At 69.6% G+C, this 14,807-nt stretch carries 9 protein-coding genes; 4 read left to right on the top strand and 5 right to left on the bottom strand.

Annotation, left to right across the window (positions count from 1 at the left end; all coding sequences use genetic code 11):
• Positions 1-109 precede the first annotated feature (109 nt).
• Positions 110-2,611 carry an Hsp70 family protein gene (locus tag JOC24_RS19480; protein ID WP_205021614.1) on the top strand — a complete coding sequence of 834 codons (2,502 nt, stop codon included), beginning with the start codon at positions 110-112 and terminating at the stop codon, positions 2,609-2,611.
• 267 nt (positions 2,612-2,878) lie between these two features.
• On the opposite strand, the gene JOC24_RS19475 is transcribed toward JOC24_RS19480, so the two are convergent.
• From JOC24_RS19475 to JOC24_RS19465, 3 genes are all read right to left on the bottom strand, one after another.
• Positions 2,879-3,445 (bottom strand): hypothetical protein, encoded by a 567-nt coding sequence (locus JOC24_RS19475; RefSeq protein ID WP_239580687.1) that lies wholly within the window; start codon positions 3,443-3,445, stop codon positions 2,879-2,881.
• Positions 3,442-4,632 carry a helix-turn-helix domain-containing protein gene (locus JOC24_RS19470; RefSeq protein WP_239580686.1) on the bottom strand — a complete coding sequence of 397 codons (1,191 nt, stop codon included), beginning with the start codon at positions 4,630-4,632 and terminating at the stop codon, positions 3,442-3,444. The genes JOC24_RS19475 and JOC24_RS19470 overlap by 4 nt, the downstream gene beginning before the upstream one ends.
• A gap of 134 nt (positions 4,633-4,766) precedes the next feature.
• Positions 4,767-6,080, bottom strand: a complete 1,314-nt coding sequence (locus JOC24_RS19465; RefSeq protein ID WP_205021613.1) for a hypothetical protein — start codon at positions 6,078-6,080, stop codon at positions 4,767-4,769.
• Positions 6,081-6,397: 317 nt separating this feature from the next.
• Between JOC24_RS19465 and JOC24_RS19460 the strand changes: the two genes are divergently transcribed.
• From JOC24_RS19460 to JOC24_RS19450, 3 genes are read left to right on the top strand one after another with little or no spacing between them, the layout of a single operon-like run.
• Positions 6,398-8,215, top strand: a complete 1,818-nt coding sequence (locus JOC24_RS19460; RefSeq protein ID WP_205021612.1) for an AAA family ATPase — start codon at positions 6,398-6,400, stop codon at positions 8,213-8,215.
• Positions 8,216-8,226: 11 nt separating this feature from the next.
• On the top strand, positions 8,227-9,465 hold the full coding sequence (locus tag JOC24_RS19455; RefSeq protein ID WP_307792731.1) for an McrC family protein: 1,239 nt from the start codon (positions 8,227-8,229) through the stop codon (positions 9,463-9,465).
• Positions 9,466-9,491: 26 nt separating this feature from the next.
• Positions 9,492-11,627, top strand: a complete 2,136-nt coding sequence (locus JOC24_RS19450; protein WP_205021611.1) for a UvrD-helicase domain-containing protein — start codon at positions 9,492-9,494, stop codon at positions 11,625-11,627.
• A gap of 51 nt (positions 11,628-11,678) precedes the next feature.
• On the opposite strand, the gene JOC24_RS19445 is transcribed toward JOC24_RS19450, so the two are convergent.
• Both JOC24_RS19445 and JOC24_RS19440 read right to left on the bottom strand, forming a co-directional pair.
• Positions 11,679-13,334, bottom strand: a complete 1,656-nt coding sequence (locus JOC24_RS19445; RefSeq protein WP_205021610.1) for an HsdM family class I SAM-dependent methyltransferase — start codon at positions 13,332-13,334, stop codon at positions 11,679-11,681.
• 243 nt (positions 13,335-13,577) lie between these two features.
• On the bottom strand, positions 13,578-14,804 hold the full coding sequence (locus JOC24_RS19440; RefSeq protein ID WP_205021609.1) for an MFS transporter: 1,227 nt from the start codon (positions 14,802-14,804) through the stop codon (positions 13,578-13,580).
• Positions 14,805-14,807: the final 3 nt, after the last annotated feature.

The raw sequence follows: 14,807 nt of genomic DNA, 5'->3' as shown, positions 1-14,807 counted from the left end.
GCGTCCCGGATGCCCGGCGGCCCCGTCCCGCTCCGGGCCGGACGCCGTCGCCCATGTACCGCACCCACGTCTTACGTCCGACGCCCCATGACGATCAGGAAGCAATTCCATGCACCGGATTCTCGGCATCGACCTCGGCACCACGAACTCCGTCACCGCCTGGCTGAGCGACGGCGTCCCCGTCGTCCTGCCTAACCGGCACGGCGACCAGGCCACCCCCTCCGCCCTCGGAGTCGATCCCCACGGCGCCCTCCTGGTCGGGCACGAAGCCCTCAACTGGAGCACTGCACAGCCAGGTTCCGTGATCACAGAGGCCAAGCGGCTGATCGGGCGGCGCTGGGAGGACGAGCTCGTGCAGCAGGCGTTGCAGGCGCGGCCGCACGACGCGTCGCCCGTCCGGGCGAGCGCCGACGGCTCGGTGGAGATCCGGCTCGGCGAGCACTACCTGTCCCCGGTCCAGGTCTCCGCCATTTTGCTGCGCAGGCTCAAGCAGGACGCCGAGGCCGCTGCCGGTGTGCCGTTCGGGCGTGCGGTGATCACGGTGCCGGCGTATTTCGCCGAACCGCAGTTCAGCGCGGTGCGTGAGGCCGGGCGGCTGGCCGGTTTCCACGTGGCGCGGATCGTCCAGGAGCCGACCGCCGCCGCGCACGCATTCGGCATCAGGCCGGACGAGGACGGCACCGAGGACTACGCCACCGTGCTCGTCTTCGACCTGGGTGGCGGTACCTTCGACGTGTCTCTGCTGACGATCGGTCCCAGTTACTTCTTGGTGGGCCAGCTGGGAGGGGACAACCTCCTCGGCGGGAGCGACTTCGACGCTCTGCTCGACGACCATCTGCGCGAACAGCTGGACGGGCGCGACCACAGTGGCGATGGAGACGCCTCGCGCATCCGGGCAGCCGCGGAGCGCGCGAAGGTCGAACTCTCTTCGCGCGATGTCTCCGAGGTAACCCTCGCTCCGCTCGGCCGCCAGGGCGGATCCTGGTCCGGGGCGGTACGGCGCACTGACTTCGAAGCACTCCTCAACGAGCATCTGGGCCGTATGCGGGAAACGGTCGAGTCCGTGTTGAAGGAAGGCGACGCGCTGCCGGAGGATGTCCAGCGCGTCCTCCTGGTCGGTGGCTCCACTCGCATCCCGGCCGTCAGGCGCACCCTCGAGGACCTCTTCGGCGAGGAGACGGTGTCGCATGCGGTGGATCCCATGACGGCCGTCGCCCACGGCGCCGCCGTGGAGACCGGCCTCCTCGGAACCCTCGCCTGCCCCGCCGAGACCTGCACCGTCGAGGGCATTCCGGTCACGGCCGACGTCTGCCCGGGCTGCGCCACCCCGCTGCTCGGGACGGCCACCGTGGACTGCCCGGGTTGCCATGTCCCCGCCCCCGAGCTCACTGCGGCCTGCCCCGTGTGCGCCACGGACCTGTCCGGGCTGCGCACCGCCCGCCCGGTGTCCACCCTTACCGAGTGCACGGAATGCGGCCGGGACGACAACCCCGCCTCCGCGACCGTGTGCCTCGACTGCGACGCGACGCTGGACGCGGGCGGCCTGAAGTGCCCTGGCTGCGGGATGGTCAACGCGGCCGGTTTCACCACATGCTCGTTCTGTGGGGGCGACTTCGGAACCGCCCTTGCCGAACAGGTCACGGCACAGCACATCGGACTCGAGCTCGAGGACGGCACCGTGGAAGTCCTCTTCCCCGGCGGCATGCCCTACCCGACCGAATGGCACCGGGTGGACAACCTGAAGGTGCCCGGCGCCCGCGCCGGGTCGGTGCGGTTCCAACTCTGGGAGGGACCACACCTGCGCTCGGCGCAGCGCAACGAGTTCTGCGGCAACTACGTCCACACTCGCACCGACGGACTTCGGGGCGAGGTACCCCTCACCCTTCAGGTGCGGCTCGACGCCGACCGGACCATCGACCTGATGTACCGCTTCGGCGCGGGCGACTGGCACGGTGCCCGGTTGCGGCGCAGCATGGTCTCCCCCGCCATCGGCCGAAAGTCGGCCGAACTCCACGATCGATACGCCCACTTCCTGGACGACTGGGGCCGGGAAGTCACCCCGGCCGAGCGCGACGCCCTCACCGAGGTCATGGCCGACCTGGCGGCACTCAGCAAGGGAGAGAAGGTGGGCCGCTCCCTGGACGGACTGCTGGACTCTGCCCGCGACACCCTGGAGTTGTGCTCCCGAGCCCGAAGTGCCTACGCCCGGGCGACGATCGCCGGCCAGGGCGGACGGGGGCTACTGCCGTCGCCGCTCCTGGAGCAACTGCGGAGAGCGGCGGAGGCGGTCATGGACACGCGTAAGGCCATGGACACTGACGCCATGCGAACGGCCACGCAACGCGCCGAGGAACTGTGGACCGGACTCGACCCGGCGGTTCGCACCTCGATCCTCACCATCCGCTTCGCCGAACAGGACTCCTACCCGGCGACTCTCCGCAAGGAGGTCCTGGCTGCCCGCGACGCTCTGCGCAGCGCCGTGGAGCGCAGTGACCAGGCCGCCCAGGACACCCAGCTCGTACGCCTCGGACGTCTCGCCGAACAGGGCCGCGACCAGTTCCCGGAGGTGAGCGCCCCCGCTGCCGGGAGCGTGCTGCCTTCCAAGCGGTAACGGGCTGCGGCGACCGGCGCGGTGCGGGGACTGTACGGCCCCGCACCGCACGTCCCGGGGCCCCAGGCCCCGAGCAAGGGTGAGTGGGCGAGACCGGCCGCTCTCGCATACCCATCCGACCGGCTCGGTGCCCGGGAGGCTTCCGATGACACCTGGCCGGCCCTGCTTCGGTCGGCCCATGGTGGAGGCGGTCACGGTCTGCGGCTTACCGGGGGCGCCCGTCGGACCGGACCCCGTACCCGGGGCGCCCCGTCCCGTCGTGAACCGTCAGTCCAGCAAGCGCTCGGCGCGGTCCGGAACGCCACGGATGTGCCGCCCGTCGGCGACCATCCCGAGAAGGAGACGGTGCCCCTCCGCATAATGGATGAGCCCGGACACGGCGGCCTCGCGCATGAGGGTGACGGTGTTCTTGACGGGAATACCGCGCGCTGCGGCGTACTCGCCCGCGTCGCGGTCGTCCGTGATCCAGACGGCCCCGGCGAACTCCTTCCTCGTCTGGATCAGGGCGAGGGTCTCGGCTTCGCCCAGATGACGCAGGGGCTCGCTCGGAATGCCGCCGAAGACCGCTCGTCGCAGTCGGTCCGCGAAGGCGATCTCAGCCTCGGTGCACAGTTCGATCGGCTCCCCCAGCCAGCCCTCGACGGGGAGTTGACCGAGGTCGCGGACGTAGGCGGCTGAGCGGCGGGCTTCCTCCGCCACCGCTTCGGTCCAGCGGCCACACCCGCCGAGCACCTTGCGGAGCAGATCCAGACGGCTCACGGCACCGAAGTTGCAGAGAACCGTGTTGTCGGGGAACAGGCTGACGCGGCTGGAGAGGTCCAGGGGGTTGGTCATGGCTGGAATACCGGGTCGCCCTTCTCGTCCTCCGGCAGCGCCCGCGGGGCGCGCGACGGCTCGAGTATGGCTCTCAGGTCATCGACGGTGCGGTCCAGATAGGCGGCCAGGGGGCGGAGGGTCGTCTCGCCGGCCTCGTACGCGGCGTGCAGTTCTGCCATCGGGACGAGTGGCGGGCGCGCCACGGCGGATTCGGCGCGGTGGCGGTAGTGGTCGTCGAGCCGCCCCGCGAGGACGTGGCAGATCTCGGTGGTGAAGCCACGGAGCCTGTCCCGGCGGGCCGTGTCGAGGAGCCCGATGCGGTGGAGTCGCGCGGCCAGCGCGCTCGGCGACACCTTGAAGGCGACGACCAGCTCGCTGAGCTCGGCGTCCGTGGGAGCGTTCCGGTCGGTGACCGCGCGCTCCCAGACCGCTCGCACTTCGGGTTCGGGCATCAGGAAGTGGGCGGCGAAGACATTGGCCCTCACCTCTGTGTAGTCCTTCTGCCTACCGGGTTGCGGTACCGCGTCGGCGCGCAGGTCCTGGGCGTCCCGGGCAAGGAGATGTCCCACCTCATGGGCCAGGGTGAAGCGTGCCCGGGTCCATTCCTGGGTGGTTGCGAGCAGAACGATGCGGAAGGCGTCGGACTGCCACGTCGCGCCGGAGAGGGCAGCCTGGGCGGGGAGGTCGACGAGCGCCACGTCGATTCCGCAGTGGTCCGCGAGGAGGCGGGTGAGGGACGGGAGATCCATACCGGCGGGAGCCCCCGCGCCTTGCCGCGCGAGGTGCTCCGTGAAGTCGGCCGCGAGGCGTTCCCCTTGGTCGACGTACCGCTCGAGTTCAGGGCGGGGCTGAGGCAGGTCGGGGATCGCGCGGGGCCGGCCGAGCAGGTCCAACACGTCGTAGGCGTTCTGGAACCGGCAGGCGATGGCCTCGACCTCGGCCCACCGGGCCCCTTCGGCCACCGCACCGCCGGAACGGGCGGCTGAGCGGGGGCGCACCGGCTCGCGTCCGCCGAGCAGGTAGTCCACCGTCGTGCCGGTGGCTTCCGCGATGCGGGCTAGATCCAGGGAGCTGAAGCGACGCACGCCGCTGAGCGACTTGGAGAGCTTGTCCGGGGAGAGGCCGACCCGCTCGGCGAACGCGGTCTGGGAGAGGGAGGCTGCGTCCATGACTCCACGTACACGGTCGATCACAGTCTCGGTCATTCCCTCACCGTATCGACGCGTTGCGAAAATCGCAACACGCGTGGCGTCCGGCTGCCGGAGGCTCCCCTCCCCCCGGCGGCCGGCCACCTTCGCGTAGAGGTCACCCGCGTCCGCGGTGACCTCCACCGGTACGCCTACGCGGGCAGCGCGGGGAAGACGACCACCGAGCCGTCCCTGTTGCGGGCGATCTCGATCGTCACGTCCGTGGGGCGGCTGTCAGCCGTGACGCCGTCGCCCAGTTGGTGAATCCGGTGTGTCGCGCGCATCAGGCGATCGACTTCACCAGGCGTGAAGACGGGCCGCAAACCGTTGGGACGCGCCAGCTCCAGCGCCGACAGGCGCAGTAGGACACCGGCGATACCCGACTCCATTGCGTCGAGGCGCTGCTGGTCGCGCTTGAGTGCGCGGGTGAAGTTCTCGAACAGGTTGCCAGGGTCACTCTGGGCATGCTCGACGGCCTGCAGGATGATGACCCGCCGCATCAGCGCGATGGCCAAGGCGGCGAGTTCGAGGTGGGCACGGAACGTGCCGCCGTGGTCGTCCACGCCTGGGAACGACTCGGTCAGCGTGCCGATCTCGACGGCCTTGCCGTCGGGCAGGTTGTCGAGTGCGCTCTGCCACCGGGCAAGACGTCGGCCGGCCTTGCCCAGCGCCGTGTCGATGGCGTACACCGCAGAGTCCAGTCCCAGCGAGACACCGAGCTTGCCCTGGTCGAGCAGAATGGCGGTGGCCTTGTCGATGGCACCGCGGCAGCCGTCGAGGGCGCTGTGCTCGTCATCGAGCTTGTCTTCGTGCAGTTGCTCCAGCAGTTCCGTGATGTGCTCGATGGCCTGCTGACGCTGCTGGTCGGCATGCGCACTCACCCCCACAGCCACGGCCATGAGCACGAGCGGCGCGGCCACGGTGAGCGCCGCGCCGCCGGCGGCCGCCACACCGGCCGTCGCACCGGCCCCACCGGCTGCGCCAGCTGCCGCCGCTTTACCGACCGGCACGTACGTCGTGCCGGCCACGATGCGTCCCATGGGATCCACGAGTGGGCCGCGGAAGCCACAGACCACTCCCTTCGCCGCCATCGGGCGAACGATGCCCTGACCGAACTGGGCGGCGACCTTCGCCGGAACCACCATGCGATACAGGTTCTCGCCGGCGGCGGTCGCCGTGGCAGCCGAAGAGGAATTCCGCGCCGTCTGCGTGACGAGCTGCGACAGGTGCTGCGCCAAGGGACTCACGGCATCGAGCGGGAGGCCTCGGCTGCGGTCGAGCTCGGCGGGCAGCGGATGCACCTCGAGAGTGGCGATCGGCTCGTCGGCCAGCGCGGCCAGCACGCCGCGCAGTTCACCCAGGCGCTCAGCCGTCATCGGCCCGTCCCCGGCCACTGCGGGCACCCGGACGTCCCCCGTCGCCAGCGTCCACACCGGAACGGCTGCTGCCTTGCGGTAGTCAATCATCGTCTCCCCCTTGTTTTCACACGACACCCTACGGCTGACTGGCCGTCACGAACGCTCGATGACCGTCGTGCTGGATCGCAGCGACAGACGACAACCTCCGCCCGATCGCGCGTCGTTCGACTCAGCCACCGAATCCCCACCCTCAGCGCCCCCGCTCCGGCGCCCCCGCCCCGACGACCTCGCCAGTCCCGATTCCCGTTCGGAAGAGCCGATCGGATGCGTCCACACCGTAGATTAGTTCCGTTTACATCGTCAACAGGCGTCAACAGGTAGGCTGTGCGGTGTCGCGCTCTCACGCCCGAACCGGAAGGTCACCCATGCCGCAGCTCGACCGGCTCCCCGGCACGCCCGAGTTCAGCATCACGCTGCCCAAGGACGGCGGTGCGGCGCGCGGACATCTGCTCACCGAGTTCGGCGGCAACGGCACGCACAAGTTCGTCCTGCAGAAGGGTTCGTCAGTGGCCGCCGAAGCGTGGCCCGGGCTGGGCGACCACGCGCGCCGGAACCGTGCGGAGCTGCGCGCGGACGAAGCCCTGGCCGACGTCCCGCCAGATCCCGGGCGGCCGGAGGCAGCTCGGCGATGGGTGGCGACCCGGGACATCACGTGCAACTCCTCCTCGGCCGCCGCCGCGTTGGTGTACGGCTACGACGCCTCGGGCCCCGAGTCCTGGCGAACCGTCGAGGGTCACCCACTGGCCGACTACCTGTCCACCGGCTGGCGCGCCCCGCGCAAGGCGTGGCTCGTGCGCGGCTCCAACGTCTCGGGCCACAACCTGGTCCGGCAGCTGTGGCTCGAGGAGGGCGTCGTCTCCATCGCCGGCGCACATCTGCCGCCCTTGGAGGAGAGCGATCCGACGAAGAGCGCGCTGCGCCGCTTCGTCGAGGACGGGTACGAGGGCGCGGCTTCGTACAACCAGAAGCGGGGCCTCGTCGACGAGTTGCACGCCTTCCTGACGCAGATGCGTGTCGGTGACACGGTGGCCACCATCGGCGACGGCCGGCTTCACGTCGGGCGGATCACCGGGGATGCCGTACAGACCCCGTCCCCGGGCGGCCGGTCCAATCTGCGGCGAACCGTCACCTGGGAGACGGGGAGCCACCCGTACGAGGAGCTGCCGGAGGAAGTGCAGCAGAAGCTGTCGGTCCAGCATGACGTCGTCGACCTGACCGGTGTCCTCGAGGCGCTGGACACGCTCGAGGGACAGACCGGAGCGTCAGCGGTCGGCGCACCCGTCCAGCAGTCCGCATCCGAGGGGCAGGCACCGCGGGACCTGTCACTGCCCGACGTCACGGGGCCCCTCGCGGCCGATCTCCTCGTCCACGACCGGGCCTGGTTGGAGGAGATGCGAGAACTCCTCACCGACGACAAGCAGTTGGTCTTCTACGGACCTCCGGGCACGGGCAAGACCTACCTGGCGATGAAGCTGGCCGAGTACTTCGGCGGCGGCCCCGAGCAGGTCAAGATCGTGCAGTTCCACCCGTCCTACTCCTACGAGGACTTCTTCGAGGGATTTCGGCCCATGGAGGACCCCGAGACGCGCGAGGTGGCCTTCCGGCTTACCGCGGGTCCGCTCCGGGAGCTCGCCGACCTCGCCTCCCGCGAAGGCAATCGGCATGTGCCGCACTTCCTGATCATCGACGAGATCAACCGCGCGAACCTGGCCAAGGTCTTCGGTGAGCTGTACTTCCTCCTGGAGTACCGGACGAAGTCCGTCCGTCTCACCTACTCCGGGGACGACTTCGCGCTGCCCCCCAACCTCTTCGTGATCGGCACCATGAACACCGCCGACCGGTCGATCGCACTGGTCGACGCGGCGATGCGGCGCCGATTCGCGTTCGTGGAACTCTCCCCCCGTGTCGAGCCGACAGCCGGGCTGCTCGCCCGCTGGCTGGAGCGTCAGGGCAAGGAGCAGGAGCCGGCTCACCTTCTCGACGCTCTCAACGCCCGTATCGACGACGCCGACTTCGCCATAGGCCCCTCTTACCTGATGAAGCCGGGCGTGTACCGCGACGGCGGCCTCGAACGGACCTGGCGCACGAAGATCCTCCCGCTGCTCGAGGAGTACCACTACGGAGAGGGCCTCGACGTCGCCGCCCGCTACGGTCTCGCCTCGCTGCGCGAGCAGCTCCCGTGACCGTGCCCGATGTGACACTCCACGAGTACGGGCCTGCGGTCTCGGTCCCGCTGTGCACCGAGGCCGGGCTGGCCCTCGCCGGCTCCGGCATCCTGCAGAGCGCGGCCCCCGATCCGCGCAGGGAGGGGCACTGGATGCTGCGGGCGGGCAGCCGGGTGGGTGCCGTACGCACCCCCGGCGGTCCAGTCGTACGCATCATGCCCAAGACCCCCGTGAGCCGGTTGTTCTTCCTCCTCGGTTTCAGCCTCGATCCGGCACGCGCCTGGCGTGACAGCCGGGAGGGAAGCGTCGACACCGGCGCGTACGACGACGTCGTCCCGGCCCTCGCGCACGCCGTGGAGCGGCAGATCGACGCGGCGCTGCGACGGGGTGTCCTCCAGGGCTACCGGGAAGTGGAGGAGTCCGCCCTGGTCGTACGCGGTCGACTCCGGGAGGCCGAGCAGATCCGGCGGCACTTCGGCCGTACCCCGCCCGTGGAGGTCGCCTACGACGCGTACACCGGCGACACCGCCGAGAACCGCATCCTGCGCGCGGCCGCCGAGCGGTTGCTGCGGCTGCCGGGGGTCCCCGGCCCGGTCCGGCGGCGCCTCGCCCATCAGCGTGTGCGTCTCGCCGACGCCCGGTCACTGATACGTGGACAGCGACTGCCGCGTTGGCAGCCGTCGCGGCTGAACTCCCGCTACCAGCCCGCGCTACGACTCGCCGAGGCCGTCCTGCGAGACACCTCCCCGGAACACCGGCCGGCCGGTGACGAACCGCTCAGCATGGACGGGTTCCTGCTCGACATGAACAGACTGTTCGAGGATTTCGTCACGGTCGCTCTACGAGAGGCCTTCCGGGAACACGGCTTGACCGCGTACCTCCAGGACCCGCACCACCTGGACGCCGCGGGCCGTGTACGCATCCGCCCCGACCTCGTCGTACGCACCGGTGACGGCCGCACTCCACTCGCCGTCTTCGACGCCAAGTACAAGGTGGAGAAGTCCGACGGCCTCCACAACGCCGACCTGTACCAGGCGCTCGCGTACGCCACGGTGCTCGGCCTGCGCGAGGCACACCTCGTGTACGCGGCGGGGCGGCGACCGGAGCACTTCCATGAGGTACGCGGCACGGTTGCCGGGCGGGACGGCCGGGGGGTACGGCTGTACCAGCACACCCTCGACCTCTCCCAGGAGCCGGACCAGATCCTGTCGTCCCTCCGGAACATCGCCGCAAGGCCTGCCACCACCGGACCAGGTCCACGCTCATGAAAACCCGTCAGGCAGGAAGGACCCCCATGCCACGGCTCGCGTTCGCCCAGAGTTTCTGGGACGGCTACGACATGTTGGAAAAGCCGGTGCGAGCCGGTGTCCGCAAGGCCATGCGCAAATTCCAGACCCTGAGTGCCGCCGAACTCAACGCGGACAAGGGCCTGCACCTGGAATCCGTCGGAAGCGCCCGCGATCCGCGGATGCGGACCATCCGCATCACGGACTTCTGGCGGGGCGTCGTCCTCGCCCCCGACGACGGCAGTGACATGTTCCTGCTGGTCAACGTCCTGCCGCACGACGACGCCTACACCTGGGCGGCGAAGCGCCTGTACAGCGCGAACTCCGCGACCAGGGCTCTGGAGGTGCGGAACGCCGTCGCCCTGGACGAGCTGACCCCCTTGTACGAGACAGCCGCGCGCGATGCTCCCGCGTTGCTGTTCGCGGGTGTCTCCGACGGCACTCTGCACGAACTGGGCATCGACGACCAGGTGCTGCGCGCCGCACGTTCGCTCGTGGACAAGGCACAGCTGGACGCCTTCGCGACGCTTCTGCCGGAGGACCAGCTGGAGGTGCTCCAGTACCTGGCAGAGGGGTTCGGACCGGATGAGGTCTACCGGGACGTCGTCGCCGTCCGCCGGCCCGCCGACGCGCCCGCCGAGCCGGTCGAGGACCTGGCCACCGTGATCGCCAACACTTCAGCACGCATTCGCCTGGTCACGGGGCCGGACGAGCTGGAGGAGATGCTGGAGAAGCCGTTCGACGCCTGGCGCGTCTTCCTCCATCCCTCCCAGCGCCGCGTGGCCTACCGCACCTCGTACAGAGGCCCCGTCCAGGTCACCGGAGGGCCGGGGACGGGAAAGACTGTCGCCGCCCTGCACCGGGTCAAGCATCTGCTCGGACGCCGCGAGGACGGTCGCGTCCTGCTGACCACCTATACGAACGCGCTCGCGGCCGGATTGCGCCAGATGCTGGGCCTCCTCCTCGACGAGGACGAGGAGCTCCTGGCGCGGGTGGACGTGACGACGGTCGACGCCTACGCGAACGGCATCGTGCGCGCGAAGTCCGGAATCGCGCCCAAGCCGGTCGGGGACCGGGAACAACGTCAGCTGTGGGAGAAGGCCGTCAAGCAGCTCGATCTGCCGTTCACCTCACAGTTCTTGGCGCAGGAGTACCGGCACGTCGTACTCGGCCAGGATCTGCGCGATCTCGACGCCTACCTCGGCGCGAGTCGTCGTGGCCGCGGCACCGGCCTCGGTTCCGCACGCCGGCGTGAGGTGTGGAGCGCCGTGGAGCGGTTCGAACAGTTCTTGCGTGCTCGCGGTGAGACCACACACCTGGGTGTCTGCGCCAGGGCGGCGGAACTCCTGTCCGACGGTGCGGCCCCGTACGCCCATGTCGTCATCGACGAGGCTCAGGATCTGCACCCCGCGCAGTGGCGTGTGCTGCGCGCCGCGGTCTCCGCCGGCCCGGACGACCTGTTCGTCACAGGTGACCCGCATCAGCGGATCTACGACTCCCGGGTCCCCCTCGGTTCCCTGGGTATCGCGACGGTCGGCCGCAGCTTCCGGCTGCGTGTCAACTACCGCTCCACGGAGGAGATCCTCTCCTGGTCGGCGCGGCTCCTCGCACCGGTCACCGTCGAAGCGCTCGGAGGCGAGGGGATGGACTCGCTGGCCGGATACCGGTCCCTGCTGCACGGGCGCCTGCCCCAGGTACAGGAGTACGCGACGCGGCAGGAGGAGACCGAAGCCCTGGTGGACCGGGTCCGTGCGCTGCTCGACGACGGCCTCGCACCGCACGAGATCGGCGTGTGTGCCCGCTTCAACCTCTCCCTGGATCCGGCCGAGGAGAAGCTGAAGGCCGCCGGTATACCTGTGCTGCGGGTCAGGGGTCAGATCGCGCAGGGCGCCGAGGGAGTGAGGCTGGCCACCATGCACGCGATGAAGGGGCTGGAGTTCCGGGCGGTGTCCGTTCTCGGCGTCAACGAGGGCGCCGTCCCGTTCGCCCGTGAGATCACCTCACGGGAGGCGGACCCGCTGCAGCACGACTCCGACCTGCTCCGGGAACGCTGCCTCCTCTTCGTCGCCTGCACGCGCGCCCGCGAGGCCCTGAGCGTGACGTGGAACGGAGCTCCGAGTCCCTTCCTGGACCGCACCACCTGAGAAGCGTCCCCGGGCCGGTGCGGGCACCCGGGCCGGGTGCCCGCACCGCCCTCACTCCTCCGGCATCAGCGCGCCCGCGGCAAGGCCGTCACGGGCGACCTCGGAGAGTTGCCGACTGAGATCGACGACCTTGCGCATGCCTTCCTCGAACGCGGACAGGGCGCGGAACGCCGCCCCGTACCGCCGCTGGTCGGCAATGTCCATGCGAGGGATGCGTGAACCCCTGCCATCCATGCGGTAGGTCCCACTGGCGCTGGTGGACCGGCGGGCATTGACGGAGCTGAGCAGGAATCCCTGCAGGTAGTCCGTGTCCAACTGCTCACTGACCGAGACCGGTTCCGAACCGTCGTACGCGACGAGTCCGGCGCGGGCGAGATCTGCGACGCTGGTGGTGGCACCGTCCAGCGATCCCGGTCGCGCGCCCGGCTTCAGCCCCGGCAGGAGCGCGGCGAGCCGGCGGATCTGGTCGTCCAGTTCCTTGCGCAGGGCCGCGTACTCACTGGGAAAGTCACGATGCCGGATCCGCAGATGGCTGGCGGGGGTCAGGTCGACGGTGTCGTCGAGGAGCTCGATGAGCGGCACGTCGACGACTTGGTCCGGTCGTGGTTCCAAGCTTTCTTCCGGACTGTTGTCAGTCAGGTCGATCATGCGCACGGTCCGGATCTCCTCCGCGCTCCCCGTGCCCTCAGGACGCCGCAGACACCACAGGTGGACGGGCAGCGCGTGGGAGGTAGCCGTCCCCGGAGGAAGGGCGATCAGTTGACGCAGGATGCCCCGGCGTACCAGTTCCGCCCGGATACGACGGCCTGCCTTGCGATAGGCGACCGAGGCGGGCATGACCATGAGGACCTGACCGCCTTGGTCGGTGTGCGCGTAAGCGTGTTGAAGCCACGCGAGCTCCCCTTCGGCCTTGGAAGGAGTCCCCAGTTCCCAGCGGGAGTCGAGCAGCAGCTCGTCCCGCCCCCATTCGGTCACGCCGGCCGGCGGATCACAGACGACCAGATCCGCACGGAGATCGGGCCATCCGTCTGCACGCAGCGAATCACCTGCCACGATGCGGACACCCGATCGACCCAGGACATCGGCACGAAGCTGCGCGAAGCGGGCACTGTCGGCGTCGATCTCCTGGCCGTGGCAGCGTGCCCCCACTTCCTGGGCCACGGAAAGGAGCAGCACGCCGATTCCGCACGCAGGGTCGAATACCGTCGCATCGGACGGCAGTTCGGGGACGAAATGACACACGGCGCGCACCACGCGCTCGGAGGTCACCTGGTCCGACCCCGCACGCCTGGCCGAGTCCATGAAACGCTCGGTCAGCCCGTTCACGAGATCGACGGGTCCTTCACGTTCGAGAAGCGCTTCCACACGGGTGGCGACATCATCCGGCAGTCCCGCTGCCCGCGCTCCGGCAAGCATGGCAGCCACCTCGGCCAGACCGGCGGTCATCTGCTCACCGAACGCCGCCCGCATGGCCTGCCACAACTCGACCTCGGGTGACACCTCCTGCCCCTTGCGCTGCCTGTCCAGCCACACCTGGACCTCCGCGAGCGCGTACAGCGGGCTGTTCGCGGCACCACCCACCTGGGCGGGGAAGTCGTCGTACCGCCGTCGCCAATTGGAAACGGCAGCCCGGGTGACACCGGCCAACCGAGCGATCTCGGAGCCAGTGACCAGGGGGCCGATCGGCGAGGCGTCGTCGTCCTTCATACCCGCAGCGTACACGCGGCGCCTATCTCCCTACAGGAAGGAGTGCGTTGACACCATAAACACCTCATTACACCCAAGGGTGCGTCCGACTTCGGGGCCCGGACGGCCTGACCTCCCACCCCACCTGCGCCGCGCACGACCCCGGGCGATGGGAACGCCGGCGTTCCCGTACCGGCCCGTCGCAGCGGGGTGGCTGCGGCGGACCGAACGTCGGACAGGAGCCCTGGGTGAGGAGCTGTGGCCCTACGGCTGGTGAGCCGGCTCGGGCCAGGTGACCTTTCGGGCGTGGTGAACGCCGATGGCCATCACGGTGAAGACCGCGGCCGTGCCGGCGAGTGCCATGACCGTGGACGGGGAGGACCGGTCGACCACCACGCCTCCGGCCAGGGCGCCCATCGAGATGGTGGCTTGGAACGACGCCGTGAAGAGCACCGATGAGGCCTCGGGGGAATCGGGACATGCCTTGGCGAACCAGGTCTGGGAGCAGACCGGAACGGCCCCGTACGCGACACCCCACAGGATCAGTAAACTCACCGCCCCAAGCCGGCTGCCGCCGAGCACCGGGAGCAGCAGGGTCGCCCCGCCGATCATCGCGGCGGCTGCCGCGAAGGCGGCCCTCGGGTATCGCCCCACGAGTGATCCGCCCAGGAAGTTCCCTGCGATGCCGGCTGCCCCGTAGATGAGGAGGAACACGGTGATGAGCCCGGCGCCCACCTGCGTCACCTGTTCCAGGAACGGGGTGACGTAGGTGTAGGCCCCGAAGTGGGCGAGCACGACCAGGAAGGTGATCACCAGCGCGAACCTGGTGTTGACGCTTTTCAGCATGCCGGTGAGCACGCGCAGCCGTGTGGGCTCCTCCGCGGGCAGGGACGGGACCACCAGGATCAGCAGGACGAACACGGCGAGAGTCAGCACTCCCATCACCAGGAAGGCTGTACGCCACCCCGCGACGTCCCCGATGAACGTGCCCATCGGTACGCCGAGCACAGATCCGAGCGGTACCGCGGAAAAGATCACGGCGGTGGCGCGGCCGACCGACTCCGGAGGCACCAGCCGGCCGGCCAGTCCCGCCCCGATCGACCAGAACCCTCCGATGGTGATGCCCACCATGACCCGGGAGACCAGGACCAGCCAGTAGCTGGACGCGGCGGCCGCCAGGAAGTTCGCCAGCGCCAGCAGGAGGATGAACGCCCCCAACATGAGACGCCGGTCGATGCGCCCCGTTGCCACGGTGACCAGAGGTGCCGAGACGGCCGCCAGGAAGCCCGGCATGGTCATCATCAGGCCGGCCATTCCATCGGAGATGGTGAAACTCGACCCGATGGAGGTAAGTAATCCGATCGGCAGGATTTCGGTGGTGACGATCGAGAAAATTCCCAGCATCACCGAGATCACGGCCAGCCACGAGACAAGTGGCGACCGTGCCGGCAGTTCAGCGGGGTCGATGGAAGTAGTCGTTGCTGTGGACACGAA

The sequence above is a fragment of the Streptomyces sp. HB132 genome, from assembly GCF_016909575.1.
Classification (GTDB): Bacteria; Actinomycetota; Actinomycetes; order Streptomycetales; family Streptomycetaceae; genus Streptomyces.
Note: the sequence above shows the minus strand (reverse complement) of the source record. Positions and strands in the feature narration are given on the sequence as shown.